At 67.1% G+C, this 16,956-nt stretch carries 14 protein-coding genes; 7 read left to right on the top strand and 7 right to left on the bottom strand.

From position 1 onward, the window contains the following. Window positions 1–6: 6 nt before the first annotated feature. Genes whiA through AB8K43_RS07360 form a run of 5 tightly spaced genes read right to left on the bottom strand, consistent with a single transcriptional unit; the run spans window position 7 to window position 5,321 of the window. Complete coding sequence (whiA, locus tag AB8K43_RS07380; RefSeq protein WP_370892986.1) at window positions 7–987, bottom strand: DNA-binding protein WhiA; 981 nt, start codon at window positions 985–987, stop codon at window positions 7–9. 52 nt (window positions 988–1,039) lie between these two features. After that, window positions 1,040–1,984, bottom strand: a complete 945-nt coding sequence (gene yvcK / locus AB8K43_RS07375; protein ID WP_370892984.1) for a uridine diphosphate-N-acetylglucosamine-binding protein YvcK — start codon at window positions 1,982–1,984, stop codon at window positions 1,040–1,042. A 5-nt stretch (window positions 1,985–1,989) separates the two neighbouring features. Further along, complete coding sequence (gene rapZ, locus AB8K43_RS07370) at window positions 1,990–2,901, bottom strand: RNase adapter RapZ (protein WP_370892982.1); 912 nt, start codon at window positions 2,899–2,901, stop codon at window positions 1,990–1,992. Then, a complete protein-coding gene (uvrC, locus tag AB8K43_RS07365) occupies window positions 2,898–4,877 on the bottom strand; it encodes an excinuclease ABC subunit UvrC (protein ID WP_370892980.1) in 1,980 nt (659 codons plus the stop codon). Before uvrC ends, rapZ begins: the two co-directional genes overlap by 4 nt. 9 nt (window positions 4,878–4,886) lie before the next feature. Continuing rightward, entirely contained in the window at window positions 4,887–5,321 is a 435-nt protein-coding gene (locus AB8K43_RS07360; protein WP_370892977.1) for a Rieske (2Fe-2S) protein, read from the bottom strand. Between the two features lie 235 nt (window positions 5,322–5,556). On the opposite strand from AB8K43_RS07360, the gene AB8K43_RS07355 reads away from it, so the two are divergent. From AB8K43_RS07355 to AB8K43_RS07335, 5 genes are all read left to right on the top strand, one after another. Beyond that, entirely contained in the window at window positions 5,557–6,774 is a 1,218-nt protein-coding gene (locus AB8K43_RS07355) for a branched-chain amino acid ABC transporter substrate-binding protein (RefSeq protein WP_370892975.1), read from the top strand. A 169-nt stretch (window positions 6,775–6,943) separates the two neighbouring features. Next, window positions 6,944–7,909, top strand: coding sequence for a branched-chain amino acid ABC transporter permease (locus tag AB8K43_RS07350; RefSeq protein ID WP_370892974.1), 966 nt, complete (start codon window positions 6,944–6,946; stop codon window positions 7,907–7,909). Next, window positions 7,906–9,618: a branched-chain amino acid ABC transporter permease gene (locus AB8K43_RS07345; protein ID WP_370892972.1), complete on the top strand. Its 1,713-nt coding sequence runs from the start codon at window positions 7,906–7,908 to the stop codon at window positions 9,616–9,618. Before AB8K43_RS07350 ends, AB8K43_RS07345 begins: the two co-directional genes overlap by 4 nt. Next, entirely contained in the window at window positions 9,615–10,517 is a 903-nt protein-coding gene (locus AB8K43_RS07340; RefSeq protein WP_370892970.1) for an ABC transporter ATP-binding protein, read from the top strand. Before AB8K43_RS07345 ends, AB8K43_RS07340 begins: the two co-directional genes overlap by 4 nt. Further along, the gene (locus AB8K43_RS07335) at window positions 10,514–11,230 is read left to right on the top strand and encodes an ABC transporter ATP-binding protein (protein ID WP_370892968.1); all 717 of its coding nucleotides are present in this window, start codon (window positions 10,514–10,516) and stop codon (window positions 11,228–11,230) included. The genes AB8K43_RS07340 and AB8K43_RS07335 overlap by 4 nt, the downstream gene beginning before the upstream one ends. Before the next feature lie 18 nt (window positions 11,231–11,248). Here AB8K43_RS07335 and uvrA read toward each other — a convergent pair whose 3' ends face one another. Continuing rightward, window positions 11,249–14,257: an excinuclease ABC subunit UvrA gene (uvrA, locus tag AB8K43_RS07330; protein WP_370892966.1), complete on the bottom strand. Its 3,009-nt coding sequence runs from the start codon at window positions 14,255–14,257 to the stop codon at window positions 11,249–11,251. Window positions 14,258–14,318: 61 nt separating this feature from the next. Here uvrA and AB8K43_RS07325 point away from each other — a divergent pair, with 61 nt between their 5' ends. Next, complete coding sequence (locus tag AB8K43_RS07325) at window positions 14,319–14,984, top strand: MBL fold metallo-hydrolase (protein WP_370892964.1); 666 nt, start codon at window positions 14,319–14,321, stop codon at window positions 14,982–14,984. After that, window positions 14,978–15,865: a DMT family transporter gene (locus tag AB8K43_RS07320; protein ID WP_370892962.1), complete on the top strand. Its 888-nt coding sequence runs from the start codon at window positions 14,978–14,980 to the stop codon at window positions 15,863–15,865. Before AB8K43_RS07325 ends, AB8K43_RS07320 begins: the two co-directional genes overlap by 7 nt. 21 nt (window positions 15,866–15,886) lie before the next feature. Here AB8K43_RS07320 and AB8K43_RS07315 read toward each other — a convergent pair whose 3' ends face one another. Further along, window positions 15,887–16,873 carry a TerC family protein gene (locus tag AB8K43_RS07315; protein ID WP_370893378.1) on the bottom strand — a complete coding sequence of 329 codons (987 nt, stop codon included), beginning with the start codon at window positions 16,871–16,873 and terminating at the stop codon, window positions 15,887–15,889. Window positions 16,874–16,956: the final 83 nt, after the last annotated feature.

Here is a 16,956-nt window from a genome sequence, read left to right as displayed (position 1 = left end):
GTGCCGTCAGCCGTCGAGCATGTCGGGGGTGAGGCTCGCCTCGGTGTCCGGGACCCCGAGCTCGGCGGCGCGCTTGTCGGCCATCGCGAGCAGGCGCCGGATGCGCCCGGCCACCGCGTCCTTGGTCATCGGGGGGTCCGCGAGCTCGCCCAGCTCCTCCAGTGATGCCTGCTTGTGGGTGAGGCGAAGTTCGCCGGCCTCGCGCAGATGGTCCGGGATCTCCTCGCCGAGGATTTCCATGGCGCGCTGCACGCGCGCCCCGGCGGCGACGGCGGCCCGCGCCGAGCGGCGCAGGTTGGCGTCATCGAAGTTGGCGAGCCGGTTCGCGGTCGCCCGCACCTCCCGGCGCATGCGCCGCTCCTCCCAGGCCATCACCGCGTCGTGGGCTCCGAGACGGGTGAGCAGGGCACTGATCAAATCACCGTCGCGGATCACGACCCGGTCCACGCCGCGAACCTCGCGGGCCTTGGCCTGGATTCCGAGGCGACGCGCCGCTCCGACCAGCGCCAGCGCGGACTCCGGCCCGGGGCAGGTAATCTCCAGCGAACTCGAGCGGCCGGGTTCGGTGAGCGAGCCGCGGGCCAGGAAGGCGCCGCGCCAGGCGGCTTCGGCGTCATGGGCCGATCCGCCGACGACCTTTGGCGGGAGCCCGCGCACCGGGCGGCCGCTCGCGTCCACGAGCCCCGACTGCCGGGCGAGGGCTTCGCCGTCCTTGCCGACGCGCACGACATAGCGGGTACCGCGCCGCAGCCCACCGGCAGCAAGCACCAGGAGCTCGGTCTCGTGCCCATAGAGGTCGGTGATATCGCGCCGAAGGCGCCGCGCCGCTTGTGCGGTGTCGAGTTCCGCCTCGACCACGATGCGGCCACCGACGATGTGGAGCCCACCGGCAAAACGCAGGATCGAGGCGACCTCCGCCTTGCGGCAGCAGGTGCGGGTCACCGGGAACCGCCCGAGTTCGTCCTTGACCTTGGCGGTCATCGCCATCGCGGGGGTCCTCCTGGTCGGCGGTCAGTACTGGTCACCCTCGTGAGGTGACCTATTGCAGGATGTCACGATAAGCCGCCGCGAGGCGCAGGGTGTCGTGCTCACCCGGACGGCCATGCCGACTGACCGACTGGACGATCAACTCGGCGCCGAGTTCGGCGCAGGCCCGCTCGAGGCCAACCCGGTCATCGACGACGCTCGGATCAGCAAGGACAGCATCGAAGCGCAGGTCGGGCACGGTGCGATGCAATGTGGTGAGGTGCTGCGCCGCCGAAAAGCCGGCAGTTTCGGTCGTGCTCATCTCGAGGTTGAGGGTGAGCAAGCGGCGGGCGGTGGTGACGAGGAGAGCCTCGCGCAGATCCGGGACCAGCAAGTGGATCAAGACCGAGGTGTACCAGGAGCCGGGGCCAAGGATGACCCAATCAGCGTCCGCGACCGCGGCGAGGACCTCCGGGCGGACCGGCGGATTCTTCGGCAGCACCGAGATCGACTCGACGCTGCCCTCGGTCCCGGCGATCTCGACCTGACCGCGCACGACCTGAACCTCATCCGGAGCGTGAGGGTCGGCTCCGAGCACATGCGCCTCGAGGTCGAGCGGGACGGCCGACATCGGCAGCACCCGCCCCCGAGCGCCGAGCAGGCGGCCCACAAGGTCCAGCCCGCGCACGGGGTCGTCGTGCAATTGCCAGAGCGAGATGATCAGCAGGTTGCCGAGCGGGTGACCTGCGAGGCCCCCTTCTCCGGTGAACCGATGCTGCATCACCTCCGCCCAGGCGTGGCCCCATTCGCTGTCATCGCAGAGCGCGCTCAGTGCCATCCGCAGGTCCCCAGGCGGGAGCACGCCGAAGTCGGAACGCAGCCGACCGCTTGATCCACCGTTGTCGGCGACCGTGACCACCGCGGTGAGGTCCTCGGTGATCAGCCGAAGGGCGCCGAGCGACGCAGCGAGGCCGTGTCCACCGCCGAAGGCGACGACATGCGGGAAACGGGTCGACATCTCACCTACTCCCGGCCGAGGTCACGGTGGACCACGAAGGTGGAGATCTCGTCGTTGGCGAGCCGCTCAGCGAGGGCCTCGGCGGTCGCCACCGAGCGGTGCTTGCCGCCCGTGCAGCCCACCGCGATCGTCGCGTAGCTGCGGTTCTCGCGGATATATCCCGCGGTCACCGGTACGAAGAGGGACACCACCGCGTCGATGAACTCGTGCGCGCCCGGTTGCGACATCACATAGTCGGAGACCGCCTGCTCGCGGCCGGTGTGCGCCCGTAACTCTGGGACCCAGAAGGGGTTGGGCAGGAAGCGCATGTCGAAGACGAAGTCCGAATCCAAGGGGACGCCGTACTTGAACCCGAAGGACATCACCGCGAGGCGGACCTTGTGGCGCCCTTCGCGGGCGAAGATCGGATGGATCTTGCGGGAGAGCTGATGGACGTTGAGCCCCGAGGTGTCGACCACGACATCGGCGATCGAGCGCAGGTCCGACAGACGTTCCCGCTCGGCTTGGATGCTGTCGAGCAGTCGCCCCTTGCCCTGAAGAGGGTGTGGTCGCCGAACGCTTTCGAAGCGCCGGACGAGAGCTTCGTCGTTGGCGTCGAGGAAGAGCACGAGGGGGTTCCAGCCGGCAGTGCGCATATGTTCGACGGCGCCCGCGAGATCGGTGAAGCCCTCCGCCCGCACATCCACCACTACTCCGACCCTGCGGACGTCTTGGGTCTGTTTGTTGGCGATCGCCAGGTCGACGAGGTCGGGCAGGAGCTGGATCGGCAGGTTGTCGATGACGTACCAGCCGAGGTCCTCCATCACATTGGCCACCGTGGAGCGACCGGCGCCGCTCATCCCGGTCACGACCACGACCTCGGGCGTGGTCGGAGCGCGGAGGGCCTCGACGGGACGGTCTGGGGAGTTCTCGCTCACGATGTCTCTCCTTCGTCGAGGACCTCACCCGTGGTGAGGTTGATGGCCGGCTCGGTCGGGCTCGTCCCCAACTCTGCCGCAATCGAGGCGGCAAGGGCAGGACCGACTCCCTTGACCGCCGTGAGGTCCTCCGGACTCGCGGCCCGGATCTTGCGGACCGACCCGAAGTGGGCCAAGAGCGCCTTGGCGCGGGTCGGTCCGAGTCCCGGCACCGCGTCGAGGGCGCTCGCCGTCATCGCCTTGCTGCGCCGCTGGCGATGGAAGGCGATTGCGAAGCGGTGGGCCTCGTCGCGAACTCGCTGCAGCAGGTACAGGCCTTGAGAGGTGCGGGGCAAGATCAACGGGTACTCCTCGCCTGGGACCCACACCTCTTCGAGGCGCTTGGCGAGCCCGACCAAGGCGACGTCCGTGATCCCGAGGTCGGTGAGGACCGCCTGGGCGGCGTTGACCTGAGGCAGGCCACCGTCGACGACGACGAGTTGGGGCGGGTAGGCGAAGCGGCGGGTCTGCTCTCGCGCAGGCTGCTCCGGGTCCGCACCCTCCGTCGGCGCCTCGGGCTCGGTTGGGGCGACCCCCCGGGCGAAACGGCGTCGTAGCACCTCGTCCATCGCTGCGGTGTCGTCCTGCCGGACCGGGGTGTCGTCGGCCGCGTCCTGGCCCCGGATGATGAACCGCCGGTACTCCCCCTTGCGCGGGAGACCATCTTCGAAGACGACCATCGAGCCGACCGTGCTCGTCCCCTGGACATGGCTGATGTCGTAACACTCGATCCGAAGGGGCGCGTGCGGGAGACCGAGCGCATCTTGGAGGTCTTGCAGCGCCTGTCCCCGCGCGGTGAGGTCCCCCGCTCGGGCGACCTTGTGACGAGCAAGCGATTGGGTGGCGTTGCGGGCCACGGTCTCCATCAGGGCGCGTTTGTCGCCTCGCTGCGGGACCCGCAGGGCCACCCGGGATCCGCGCCGCTCCCCCAGCCACGCCGCGACGGCATCGGCGTCCGGCGGTAACACCGGGACGAGGACCTCCCGGGGGACCCCCTCGCCCCCTTCGCCGCCGTAGACCTGCTGGAGGAGATGCTCGACGATCTCCCCGGTCTGCTGGGCCTCGCGTTCGGCCACCCAGCCGCGTTGCCCGCGGACCCGGCCGCCGCGGACGTGGAAGACCTGGATCGCGATCTCGAGCTCATCCTCGGCGAGGGCGAAGACGTCGGCGTCGGTCCCGTCGGGCAGGACGACGGCGGACTTCTCGAGAGCGGTGGTCAGTGCCTTCAAATCGTCGCGCAGGCGAGCGGCGCGCTCGAAGTCGAGCTCGTCGGAGGCCGCGCGCATCTCCTGCTCGATCCGCCGCACGAACTTGCCGGTCTGCCCGGCCATGAAGTCGCAAAAGTCGTCGGCGATCGCCCGGTGCTCCTCCTCGGTGACCCGCCCCACGCACGGCGCCGAGCACTTATCGATATAGCCGAGCAGGCAGGGCCGCCCCGAGGCGGCTGCCCGGTTAAAGACCCCCTTCGAGCAGGTCCGCATCGGGAAGACGCGAAGCAACTGATCGAGGGTCTCGCGGATCGCCCAGGCGTGGGTATAGGGGCCGAAGTAGCGCGTGCCCTTGCGCTTGGCACCGCGCATGACGAGGGCGCGCGGGTAGGTCTCACCCAGCGTGACCGCGAGATAGGGATAGGACTTGTCGTCGCGGTACTTGACGTTAAAGCGCGGATCGAACTCCTTGATCCAGGCGTACTCGAGCTGCAGTGCCTCGACCTCGGTCGCGACGACCGTCCATTCGACGCTCGCGCCCGCGCGCACCATGCGGGCGGTCCGGGGGTGCAGACCCGCGACATCTTGGAAGTAGGACGACAGCCGCGACCGGAGGGACTTGGCCTTGCCGACATAGATCACCCGGCCGTCGGCGTCGCGGAAGCGATAGACCCCGGGCTCGGTCGGGATGGTCCCCGGGGCCGGTCGGTAGGTCGCAGGGTCAGCCACGCAGCGAGCCTACGACGAGCTCCTGACAACCAGGTCCGTGCCGTCTTCGCTGACCGGTAGCGGATCGAGTCCACGAGGCGCAGGCCCTCCGGTCCGCTCCCCCGTGGCCGCATCGAAGGTGCTCTGATGGCAGGCGCAGACGATCGTGCCGTCGGTCACCGCGCTCACCACGCAGCGCTCGTGGGGGCAGATCGCGGAGAACGCCTTGAACTCCCCCTCGGCGGGCTGGGTGACGACCACGCGCTCGGTGGCCGAGATCCGGCCGCCCCCGACCGGTACGTCGCCCGCGGGGAAGCGCACCTCACCATTCGCGCCTCGGGTTGCTGCCGCTCCCGAGTCCTCGGAGGAACCGGACCCGCACGCCGTGGCCGGGACTACGGCGCCCGCAGCGACCGCGCCCAGCACGACGCGGCGGGAGAAGGGGGACGAACTGGGGGTGGTCATGGTGGCTCCGAAGGGGTCATCGACGAGGTCGATGTCATCGTCCCATGTCCCACTCGTTGCCCCCGTGGCATCCCCGCGCGGACGGGTCACGGGACGGGGGGCAATTGGTTACGAATGGGTCACGGTGCGTCTCATCCGTATCGCGAAGGGTCAGGCCCGGTCTACGTTCCCACCAGTCCACGCGCAAGACGTGCGACCCGGGCGGGTCCCGGATGAACTCATTCATGGAGGAAACGTGCCAAAGCGTTCCGTAATTTCGGTCGGCGCCACCCTGTTGGCCGCCTCCCTGGTCCTTAGTGCATGCGGGACCCGCAGCACCGATGGCGGGGGTAGCGGCGAGGGCGGCGACAAGGTCGTCAAGATCGGCGTCATCGCGCCGCTGTCCGGTGACCTCTCGGCCCTCGGCCTCGGGATCAAGAACTCCGTCGACCTTGCGGTGAAGGAGGCCAACGACTCCGGCGACTTGAACGGCTGGAAGATCGAGGTCGCTGCCGAGGACGACCAGGCGAACCCGGATGTCGGCAAGAACGCCGCCACCAAGCTCGCGGGCGACAAGGACGTCATCGGGGTCGTCGGCACCTTGAACTCCTCCGTGGCCGGCACCGTTCAGCCCGTGCTCAACACCGCGAAGATCGTCCAGGTCTCGCCGGCGAACACCGGCACCCAGCTGACCCTCGGACCGGATGAGGCGAACCCGAAGCGTCCGTACCCGAACTACTTCCGGGTCTGCGCGACCGACGCCGTCCAGGGTCCCTTCGCCGCGCGTTACCTCTTCGAAAAGGCCGGCGTGAAGAAGGTCGCAACCATCCACGACAAGAAGGCCTACGGTCAGGGCCTCGTCGAGTCCTTCACCAAGGAGTACAAGAAGCTCGGTGGTGAGGTCGTCGCGGCCGAGACCATCAACCCCGATGACGAGAAGTACGACGCGGTCGTCACCTCGGTCAAGGCCAAGAACCCCGATGCCGTGTACTACGGCGGCGAGTACCCGCAGGCCGGTCCGCTGAGCCAGCAGATGAAGGCCCAGGGCCTGAACGTCCCGCTCATGGGTGGCGACGGCATCAAGGATGGCAAGTACATCGAGCTCGCGGGCAAGACCGCTGACGGTGACCTCGCCACCTCGATCGGCGCCCCGACCGAGAAGAGCGACAGCGGCAAGAAGTTCATCGAGGACTACAACAACGCCGGCTACAAGGAGCCCTACGCCGCCTACGGTGCGTACTCCTACGACGCCGCGACCGCGATCATCGACGCCATGAAGGTCTCGCTGAAGGACGCCGACAACGTCGAAGGGGCTCGCCAGGCCACCATCGATGCGATGAAGGATGTCAACTTCGACGGGGTCACCGGCAAGGTCGCCTTCGATGAGTTCGGTGACACCACCACCCGGATCCTCACCGTGTACGAAGTGAAGAACCAGGAGTTCGTCGACGTCTCGACCGAGGAATTCAAGTAAGCCGAACGGCTGAGCTGGCGGTCCCCTGAAGGGGGTCCGTAGCGATCAGGGCGGGGGCCGGTGACGACCACCGGTCCCCGCCCTGATCGTGCCACTGCATCGCCATCGTGGGGCCGCCGGTTACCCCGAGCCGCCCCATGTCCCCTCGTGCACGTCCCAGGAGGACTTTGTGGAACAGTTCGCCCAACAATTGGTCAATGGGCTGACCTTGGGCTCCCTCTACGCACTGATTGCCGTCGGATACACCGTGGTTTACGGCATCGTGCAATTGATCAACTTCGCCCACGGTGAAGTCTTTATGATCGGCGCCTTCGGCGCGCTCAGCACCTACCTCATCCTTGGGCTAGAGACCACGTCGTTGTGGGTCCTTCCGCTCATGATCATCGGCGCGATGATCGCCTCGGTCGGCACGGCGGTGCTGATGGAGCGGGTCGCCTACCGTCCCCTTCGTGGGGCCCCCCGACTTGCCCCGCTCATCACGGCGATCGGTATCTCGGTCTTCTTGCAGGAGTTCGTCCGACTCTTCTACGACAAGATCCCCTTCACCGACTTCCCGAGCGCTAAGCAGAAGATCCCCTTCCCGCAGATCGACGTCGTCACTGGACCCGCCGTCGAGATCTTCGGGGTGAGCATCCAGCGCGCCGCGATCTTTACGATCGGCTGTCTCCTGATGGCCTCCGCGGCCCTCTGGTGGTTCATCAACCGGACCAAGCCGGGCCGCGGCATGCAGGCCGTCTCCCAGGACCCCGACACCGCTCGCCTCATGGGCATCAATGTCGACCGGGTGATCGTGATCGCCTTCGCCGTCGGCGCCGCGCTCGCCGCGATCGCCGGTGTCGCGCAGGGCCTGCTCAACACCAATATCAACTTCAAGATGGGCTTCATCGCGGGCCTGAAAGCCTTCACCGCAGCCGTCCTCGGTGGGATTGGCAATATCCAGGGCGCGGTGGTCGGCGGTTTGGTCCTCGGAGTGGTCGAAGCCATGGTGACGCAGTACACCCGCTTCCTCCCCTTCGGGCTCGACCAGTTCGGTGGCTCGTCCTGGAAGGACGTCTGGGCCTTCGCCTTGCTGATCCTGATCCTTGTCTTTAGGCCCCAGGGCCTGCTCGGCGCAAAGGTGGTGGACCGCGCATGACCGCTGTCAACGAATCCCCGGTCGCGGACCGGCCCGTCGCCTCACGCGGACGCGGCGTCTCACTCGTCACGATCCTCGGAGCGGCTGGCTCGCTCTTGCTGATCATCTCCGGGCTGCTCTCGTGGTCCTACGAACCGTCGGTGCTCGAGGACATCTCCCCGCGCCTCTCCCCCGTCACCTTGCAGCTCTTCGCCATCTTGATCGGCGTGACCGGCCTCGTGCTCGTCGCCGGCCGGGTCGGCCCGCTGCGCCACACCCTCTCCTTCTTGGACACCCGCCGCGGGCTCCAGGCGCTCGGTATCGGTGCGGTGCTCTTCATGGCGCTATCGCTCACCGCGATCACGGTGACGACCGGCGGCCTGATCAACGCCAATGAGGGCGCCTGGGTCGCCGTCGTCGGGGCGCTCGCCCTCGCGGCCACCGTGACCCAGCGCGGCGAAGACCTCTTCGTCCGCGATCCGCTGCGCATCACCTGGCCTGGGTGGTTCGAGATCTTGATGATCGTCGCCCTGTGTGCCGCCGCTCTCTGGGTCGCGGCCTATGCCCTCGGCCATGGTGACGTGTGGGTCTTTATGACCTTCCTGCTCACCATCGCGGTCATCTGCACCGCCCTGGCCCGGGCTGGGTTCTTCTCGGTGGTCGGGCTCATCGCTCAGCGTCACCGTCACGTCCTCACCCTCGGTGCCTTCGCGGCGGCCTTCCTCTTCCCGTTCACACAGGACGGGTCGGAGGTCAACATGTCGGTCGCGACCCTGGTGCTGATCTTCGGTGCCACCGCGATCGGCCTCAACATCGTGGTTGGTCTCGCCGGACTGCTCGACCTCGGATACGTCGCCTTCCTCGGTGCCGGTGCCTATGTCGGCGCCATCCTCTCCGGGTCGGCCTTCGCGACGGTGGGGTGGCAACCCCCCTTCATCGTGACCGTCCTGCTCGGTGGCATCTTCGCGGCCTTCCTCGGCCTCATCGTCGGATCTCCGACGTTGCGGGTGTCCGGGGATTACCTCGCGATCGTGACCCTCGCCTTCGGTGAGATCTTCCGCCTGACGATGTTCAACCTCGACGGCAACAACGGTCCGAACTTCACCAACGGCCCGAACGGCATCACCGCGATCCCCGACCTCAACCTCTTCGGGTTCGACTTCGGGGCCACGCACGTGATCCTCGGGGTGCCGCTCAGCCGAGCCGCGAACTACTACCTGTTGCTGCTCTTCCTCACCGCCTTCATCATCATGGTCTTCGCCAACCTCAACAACAGCCGGATCGGCCGTGGTTGGGTCGCGATCCGTGAGGACGAGCGCGCCGCTGAGGCGATGGGCGTCAATACCTTCGGCCTGAAGCTGCTGGCCTTCGCCGGTGGCGCCTTCCTCGCCGGGGTCGCGGGCACCATCAAGGCGCACTACGACACCTCGGTGACCCCGGATCAGTACATCTTCTTGGAGTCGGCATTCCTCCTCGCCGCGGTCGTCTTGGGCGGTATGGGCACCATCGCCGGCGTCATGCTCGGCGCGGTGATCTTGAAGATGCTGCCGGAGAAGTTGCGCTTCTTCGAGGACTACCGGCTGCTCCTCTTCGGCCTGCTCCTCGTACTGATGATGCGCTTCCGCCCCGAGGGCCTGGTCGCGAACCGGCGCCGCCAGCTCGAATTCCATGACGACGATGAACAGCTCGCCGAGGAGATCGAGGCCGAGCATGTGGAGGTAGCCAAATGAGCACCGTGACTGAGCGCTCGAGAGCGGACGCCCCGACCGGGGCCGTGGTCCTGCAGGCCAAAGACATCGTCATGCGCTTCGGTGGCCTGGTGGCCGTCGACCATGTCGACCTCACGGTGCACGAGGGCGAGATCGTCGGTCTGATCGGACCCAATGGGGCCGGCAAGACGACCTTCTTCAACTGCCTCACCGGGATGTACAAGCCGACCTCGGGTCAGGTCATGGTCCAAGGGAGCGAACTGCCGCCGAAGCCGCGCCGGGTGGTCCAGGCCGGGATGGCCCGGACCTTCCAGAACATCCGACTCTTCGGCAACATGACGGCCCTGGAGAACGTCATGGTCGGGCGCTACTGCCGGACCTCCTCGATGGCACTCACCTCGATCTTCCGCGGACCGAAGTTCCGCCGGGAAGAAAAGGAGAGCACCGAGCGGGCCCACGAGCTGCTGAAGTTCATCGGGCTCGATCACAAGGCCGAGCACCTCGCCCGGAACCTGCCCTATGGCGAGCAGCGGCGCCTCGAGATCGCCCGGGCGATGGCCACCGATCCGACCGTGCTGTTGCTCGATGAGCCGACCGCTGGCATGAACCCGCGTGAGACCGAAGAGGCCATGCACCTGATCTTCAAGATCCGGGACATGGGGATGGCGGTGGTCGTGATCGAACACGACATGCGCTTCATCTTCGGCCTCTGCGACCGGGTGACCTGCCTGGTGCGCGGTGCCACGCTCATTGAGGGCACGCCGGAAGAGGTCCAGTCCGACCCGCGTGTCATCGAGGCGTACATCGGTGGTTCCGATGACGACGAGATCACCGCCGAGGAACTCACCGAGGAGGACCGCGAGGTCCTGCGTGCTGCCGGTGAACTCCACCCTGACGACGAACCGGAGGCCACCCGATGACGGCGATGCTCGAGGTCGAAGACCTGGAGGTTTCCTACGGCAAGATCGTCGCGGTGAAGGGCATCAGCTTCACCGTTGACGAAGGGGATGTCGTCACCCTGATCGGGACGAACGGGGCCGGGAAGACCACGACCCTGCGCACGATCTCCGGTCTGCTGCGCCCAAGCGGCGGCCAGATCCGCTACCAGGGGCAGCGCATCGACTCGATGCCGGCGCACAAGATCGTGACGCTCGGGATGGCCCACAGCCCGGAAGGGCGGCGGATCTTCCCGAGCATGACGGTCGAGGAGAATCTCCTGCTCGGTGCCTTCTCGCGTCAGGACCGGCCCGCCATCGCCAAGGATTTGCAGGCGGCCTACGACCTCTTCCCGATCCTCGGGGAGCGCTCGAAGCAACCGGCGGGCACCTTCTCCGGCGGCGAGCAGCAGATGCTCGCCATGGGCCGGGCGATGATGAGCCGGCCCAAGCTGCTCATGCTCGACGAACCGTCGATGGGCCTCTCCCCGCTCATGATGAAGCGGATCATGGAGACGGTGAAGACCCTGCAGGCTCAGGGCACAACGATCCTGCTGGTCGAGCAGAACGCCCGAGCGGCGCTGCGCCTTGCGACCAAGGGATACGTGCTTGAGGTCGGCAAGATCGTGCTCACCGGCAGCGGCCAGGAGTTGCTGCACTCCGACGAGGTCCGAAAGGCCTACCTCGGCGAGGATTAACCCGGAGCCGAAGGGCCCCTACCCAGCCTTCTTCGCCCGTCGGGCGGAGGCGGACTTGGTAGGGGCCTTTCGCTTGCCCACGGCCGCGATGGCCTTGACCGTGGGGCCCGCCGGGACCGGCCCGTGCTTGGCCAAGGTCGAGCGGAGGAAGCGGCCGGTGTGCGAGCCGGTCTCCTCCGCCTGGTCCGCGACCTGCTCGGGAGTGCCGGCCGCGACGACCTCGCCGCCGCGGAATCCCCCTTCGAGACCCATGTCGATCACCCAGTCGGCGTTCTTGATGACATCGAGGTTGTGCTCGATCACGATCACCGTGTTGCCCTTGTCGACGAGGCCCTGCAGGACAAGGAGCAGCTTGCGGATGTCTTCGAAGTGCAGCCCGGTCGTCGGTTCATCGAGGACGTAGACGGTCCGGCCCGTGGAGCGCTTTTGCAACTCCGAGGCCAGCTTGACGCGTTGAGCCTCACCGCCAGAAAGGGTCGGCGCGCTCTGACCGAGGCGGACATAGCCCAGCCCGACGGCGTTGAGGGTCTTCATATGCCGGGCGATCGCGGGGACCGCGGCGAAGAACTCCTCCGCTTCCTCGATCGGCATGTCCAGCACCTCGGCGATGGACTTGCCCTTGAAGTGGACCTCCAGGGTCTCGCGGTTGTAGCGCGCCCCATGGCATACCTCGCACGGGACGTAGACGTCCGGCAAGAAGTTCATCTCGATCTTGATCGTGCCGTCACCGGAGCACGCGTCGCAACGTCCGCCCTTGACGTTGAAGGAGAAGCGCCCCGGCAGGTAGCCGCGGACCTTGGCCTCGGTGGTCTCGGCGAAGAGTTTGCGGATGTGGTCGAAGACGCCGGTGTAGGTGGCCGGGTTGGAGCGTGGAGTGCGACCGATCGGGCTCTGGTCCACGTGGACGACCTTGTCGAGGTGGTCCAGTCCGGTGACGCTCTTGTGCCGCCCGGGGACGTGGCGCGCGCCGTTCAATTTGTTGGCGAGCACGTGGTAGAGGATGTCGTTGACGAGCGTCGACTTGCCCGAGCCCGAGACCCCCGTCACCGCGACGAAGGTTCCGAGCGGGAAGGCGACGTCAATCCCCTTCAGGTTGTGTTCGCGGGCACCGGTCACGACCAGCTCGCGGCCCTTCGCCGGCGTGCGGCGCTCGGCGGGAACCGGGATCTGGCGGGCACCCGAAAGATACCGGCCGGTCACCGACTCCTTGTTGGCGAGCAGTCCCTTCAGGGGTCCGGAGTGCACGACCGCTCCCCCGTGCTCGCCGGCGCCGGGACCGATGTCGACGATCCAGTCGGCAGTCTCGATCGTGTCCTCATCGTGCTCGACGACGATCAGGGTGTTGCCGAGGTCGCGCAGGCGGGTCAGCGTCTCGATCAGGCGGTGGTTGTCCCGCTGGTGGAGGCCAATGCTCGGCTCGTCGAGGACGTAGAGCACGCCGACGAGACCGGAGCCGATCTGGGTGGCGAGCCGGATGCGCTGCGCCTCGCCACCGGAGAGGGTCCCGGCGGCGCGGTCCAAGGAGAGGTAGTCCAGGCCGACGTCAAGGAGGAAGCCGAGGCGCGCGTTGATCTCCTTGATCACCCGCTCGGCGATCTGGGCCTCGCGCTCACTGAAATCGACGGTGTCGAGGAAGCCGGCCGCCTCCCCGATCGACAACGAGGAGACTTCGGCGATCGAGCGATCCCCGACGAGGACGGCGAGCGACTCGGGCTTCAGGCGGGTGCCTTTACAGGTCGGGCAGGGCACCTCGCGCATGTACCCCTCGTACTTCTCCCGGCTCCAGTCCGACTCGGTTTCGGCGTGGCGCCGCTTGATGAAGGGGATGACCCCTTCGAAGCCGGTCGAATAGGACCGCTCCCGGCCGAACCGGTTGCGGTAACGGACGTGCACCTTGTGGTTCTTGCCGTGGAGAAGGGCGTCCTTGGCGCGCTTGGGCAGCGCGCGCCACGGGGTGTCCATGTCGAAGGCGAGGTCGTCACCGAGCGCTGCCATCGTGCGTTGGAAGTACTGCGCGGACTGAGTTCCCTGAGACCACGGGGCGATCGCCCCTTCGGCGAGGGTGAGGTCCTCATCCGGGATGACCAGCTCGGCGTCGACCTCGAGCTCGGTGCCGAGCCCGGTACACGCGGGGCAGGCCCCGAAGGGAGAGTTGAAGGAAAACGAGCGCGGCTCGATCTCGTCCATGGTGAGCGGATGCCCATTCGGGCAGGCCAGGCGCTCGGAGAAGCGCCGCTCGACGGGCAGATCCCCGCCCTCTTCGGTGACATCGACGAAGTCGATCACGACGATCCCGCCCGCGAGGCCGAGGGCGGTCTCCACCGAGTCGGTGAGGCGTTGCTTGGCGGTGGCGTCCTGCGCCCCCTTCGCCACGAGCCGGTCAACGACCACCTCAATGGTGTGCTTGACCTGCTTTTCGAGGCTCGGCGGCTCGGCGAGCGAGACCACTTCGTCATCGACGCGGGCGCGGGAGAAGCCCTGGCTTTGCAGCTCGGCGAAGAGGTCGACGAACTCGCCCTTGCGGGCGCGCACCACCGGTGCGAGCACTTGGAAGCGCGTGCGCTCGGGCAACTCGAGCAGTTGGTCAACGATCTGCTGCGGGCTCTGGCGCGTGATCGCGGCCCCGCAGACCGGACAGTGGGGGCGACCGGCGCGGGCAAAGAGCAGACGGAGGTAGTCGTAGACCTCGGTGATCGTGCCGACCGTCGAGCGCGGGTTGCGGTTGGTCGACTTCTGGTCGATCGAGACCGCGGGCGAGAGACCCTCGATGAAGTCAACGTCGGGCTTGTCCATCTGGCCGAGGAACTGGCGCGCGTAGGCCGACAGCGATTCGACGTACCGGCGCTGGCCCTCGGCGAAGATCGTGTCGAAGGCGAGCGAGGACTTCCCTGAGCCGGAGAGGCCGGTGAAGACGACGAGCGAGTCGCGAGGGAGTTCGACGGAGATGTTCTTCAGGTTGTGCTCCCGGGCCCCGCGCACGATCAGGTGATCGTGCAGCGAGGAGCCGGTGCGGCGCGGTTCGGTCACGGCCGACACTCTATGTCCCGGCACCGACAACCCCTTCCTTCGATGCGGCACAATCGCTCGTGTGAGCTATTCCGGCAAGGTGACCCCCGGCGGCCCGGCGGACGTGCGCGAGCTCGACGCCCTGACGATTCGCAAGCTGGCGGTGTCGCCACAGAGCAATAACGTCTACCTCCTCACCTGCCGCGCCACCGGCGAGCAGCTGCTGATCGATGCCGCGGACGATGCCCCGCGGATCCTCCAGTACGTGGCCGAAGGGGGCGACGGGCTCGCCCATCTCCTCACGACTCACCAGCATTGGGATCACACCCGAGCCCTGGAGGAGGTCGCCTCGGCCACCGGAGCACGCACCTACGCCGGCGACGCCGATGCCGACGCGCTCCCGGTCGCGCCCGACGTCCGGTTGAACCAAGGCGATTCGGTCACCGTCGGCGAAGTGACCCTGGACGTCATCCACCTTCGTGGACACACTCCCGGGTCGATCGCGCTGCACTACCGCGATCCGGCGAGCGGCGGCCACCTCTTTAGTGGAGACAGCCTCTTTCCCGGCGGAGTCGGCGCCACGACTCACTTCGAGTACCAGTCGTTCGACGATCTCATCACGGATGTGACCGAGCGGGTCTTCGACGTCCTGCCCGACGACACCTGGGTTTACCCAGGCCACGGCGATGACACGACGTTGGGTGACGAGCGGCCCTCTCTCCCGCAGTGGCGCGAACGCGGTTGGTAACAAAGCACAGCGACCCCCGTGCCCTGGTCCTCGTCCTCGGCGCGGTTGTCTCGGTTCAGTTCGGCGGCGCCCTCGCCGCCACCCTCGTCCCGAAGATCGGCGCGGCCGGATCGGTCACGATGCGCCTGCTCTTCTCGGTCACCATCCTGCTGATCTTCTTGCGCCCGAGGGTTCGCGGTTACACCGCAGCGCAATGGCGCACGGTCGGCCTCTTTGGCCTCGCGCTTGGCCTGATGAACTTCTCCTTCTATGCCTCGCTCGCCTACTTGCCGATCGGCGTCGCGGTCACCATCGAGTTCATCGGGCCACTGCTCCTCGCGACCGTCCTCTCGCGGCGCCCCCGTGATCTCTTCGCCGTCGCGGCCGCCGCGGTTGGGGTGGTCCTGATTTCGGAGATCACGCACGTCCCCCTGGCCGAGATCAGCTGGATCGGCCTCGGGCTCGCCCTCACCGCCGGGGCGTTTTGGGCCGCCTACGTTGTGCTGTCGGAAAAGACCGGCGCGATCTTCCCCAAGCTCGACGGCCTGGCGCTTGCGCTGGTCGTCTCGACCGCGGTGGTCCTCCCCTTCGGTATCCCGTCCATGGCGCAGTGGGATCGCTCCGCGCTGCTGCTCGGCTTCGGGATCGCGCTGCTGTCCTCGGTGATCCCCTACTCTCTCGAGTTGGTCGCGCTGCGGCGGATCGCACCGGGTGTCTTCGGGATTCTGCTCAGCCTGGAGCCGGCCGTCGCCGCCTTGGCCGGACTCATCGTCCTCGGCCAGCGCCTCCATACCCTGCAGTTGGTGGGGATGGCTTTGGTCGTCGCGGCGAGCGTCATCGTGATGGGCCTCGGTGCCCGGCCGACAGATCGGCCCGACCCCGCCCAGACCGCAGCGACGTAGGGGGTCCCGCGCCCCGCGGGGTCAGCGCGAGAGGGTGCCCTGGTCCGCCCCATCGCGCCGGGTCTTGATCAGGCTCGCGATGGTCGTGACGCCGAGGATCACCACGATCGCCCCGAGGGAGACCGCGATCGGGATCTCCGGGACGTGGAACGGCTCTCCGTTGTTGAGGAAGGGCAGGTCGTTTTCGTGCAGGGCGTGGAGGATCAACTTCACCCCGATGAACGCGAGGAGGACGGCGAGGCCGAGCGAGAGGTAGACGAGCTTCTTCAGCAGGCCACCGATCAAGAAGTACAGCTGCCGCAAACCCATCAGGGCGAAGAGGTTGGCGGTCAAGACGATGTACGGCTCCCTCGTGAGCCCGTAGATCGCCGGGATCGAGTCAAGCGCGAAGAGCAGGTCGGTCATGCCGAGGGCGAGGACCACGAAGAACAGGGGCGTGACGACGATCTTGGCGTTTTCCCGAGTGAAGACCCGTGCGCTCCACTCCTTGGTCGAGGGCAGCTTCGCTTCGAACCACTTCAGCAGGCGGTTCTCCTCGAACTCCTCGTCGTCATCCTTTTCGAAGGCCAACTTGATCGCGGTGTAGATCAAGAACGCGCCGAAGATGTAGAACACCCACGCGAACTGGTTGATCGCCGCCGCTCCGACAAAGATGAAGATGGCCCGCAAGACGATCGCGATGATGATGCCCCACATTAGGGCGATCTGCTGGTACTTCCCGGGCACACCGAACTTCGCCATGATCAACAAGAAGATGAAGAGGTTGTCGATCGACAGCGAGTACTCGGTGAGCCAACCGGCGTAGAACTCCCCCGCCAGCGTGCTGCCGTTGGTGTACCAAATACCGGCCCCGAAGAGGATCGCCGCGCTGATGTAGACCGCGAGGATCGAGCCGACTTCCTTGTTGGACGGCACATGCGGGTTGCGGGCGATCATCACGACGTCGAAGGTCAAGACCGCGACCGCGACACCGATGGTCACGAGCCAGACCCAGGTCGGGACGTTCATATCCCCGCCGCTGATGATCGTGGCGTAGGTGGGAACCGTCAACGAAGGTCCTTCCAAAAGGGGCGAAGGGGGCATGCTGCCGC

Origin of the sequence: Janibacter sp. GXQ6167 (genome assembly GCF_041365945.1) — a bacterium.
GTDB lineage: Bacteria > Actinomycetota > Actinomycetes > Actinomycetales > Dermatophilaceae > JBGFSK01.
This window is presented reverse-complemented; position numbering and strand designations above follow the sequence as displayed.

What these genes read in the sequence shown, in the direction of transcription:
- whiA (WP_370892986.1), bottom strand. Translation starts at nt 987, where the DNA reads ATGGCGATGACCGCCAAGGTCAAGGACGAACTCGGGCGGTTCCCGGTG.
- yvcK (WP_370892984.1), bottom strand. Translation starts at nt 1,984, where the DNA reads ATGTCGACCCGTTTCCCGCATGTCGTCGCCTTCGGCGGTGGACACGGC.
- AB8K43_RS07360 (WP_370892977.1), bottom strand. Translation starts at nt 5,321, where the DNA reads ATGACCACCCCCAGTTCGTCCCCCTTCTCCCGCCGCGTCGTGCTGGGC.
- AB8K43_RS07345 (WP_370892972.1), top strand. Translation starts at nt 7,906, where the DNA reads ATGACCGCTGTCAACGAATCCCCGGTCGCGGACCGGCCCGTCGCCTCA.
- AB8K43_RS07340 (WP_370892970.1), top strand. Translation starts at nt 9,615, where the DNA reads ATGAGCACCGTGACTGAGCGCTCGAGAGCGGACGCCCCGACCGGGGCC.
- AB8K43_RS07335 (WP_370892968.1), top strand. Translation starts at nt 10,514, where the DNA reads ATGACGGCGATGCTCGAGGTCGAAGACCTGGAGGTTTCCTACGGCAAG.
- AB8K43_RS07315 (WP_370893378.1), bottom strand. Translation starts at nt 16,873, where the DNA reads ATGAACGTCCCGACCTGGGTCTGGCTCGTGACCATCGGTGTCGCGGTC.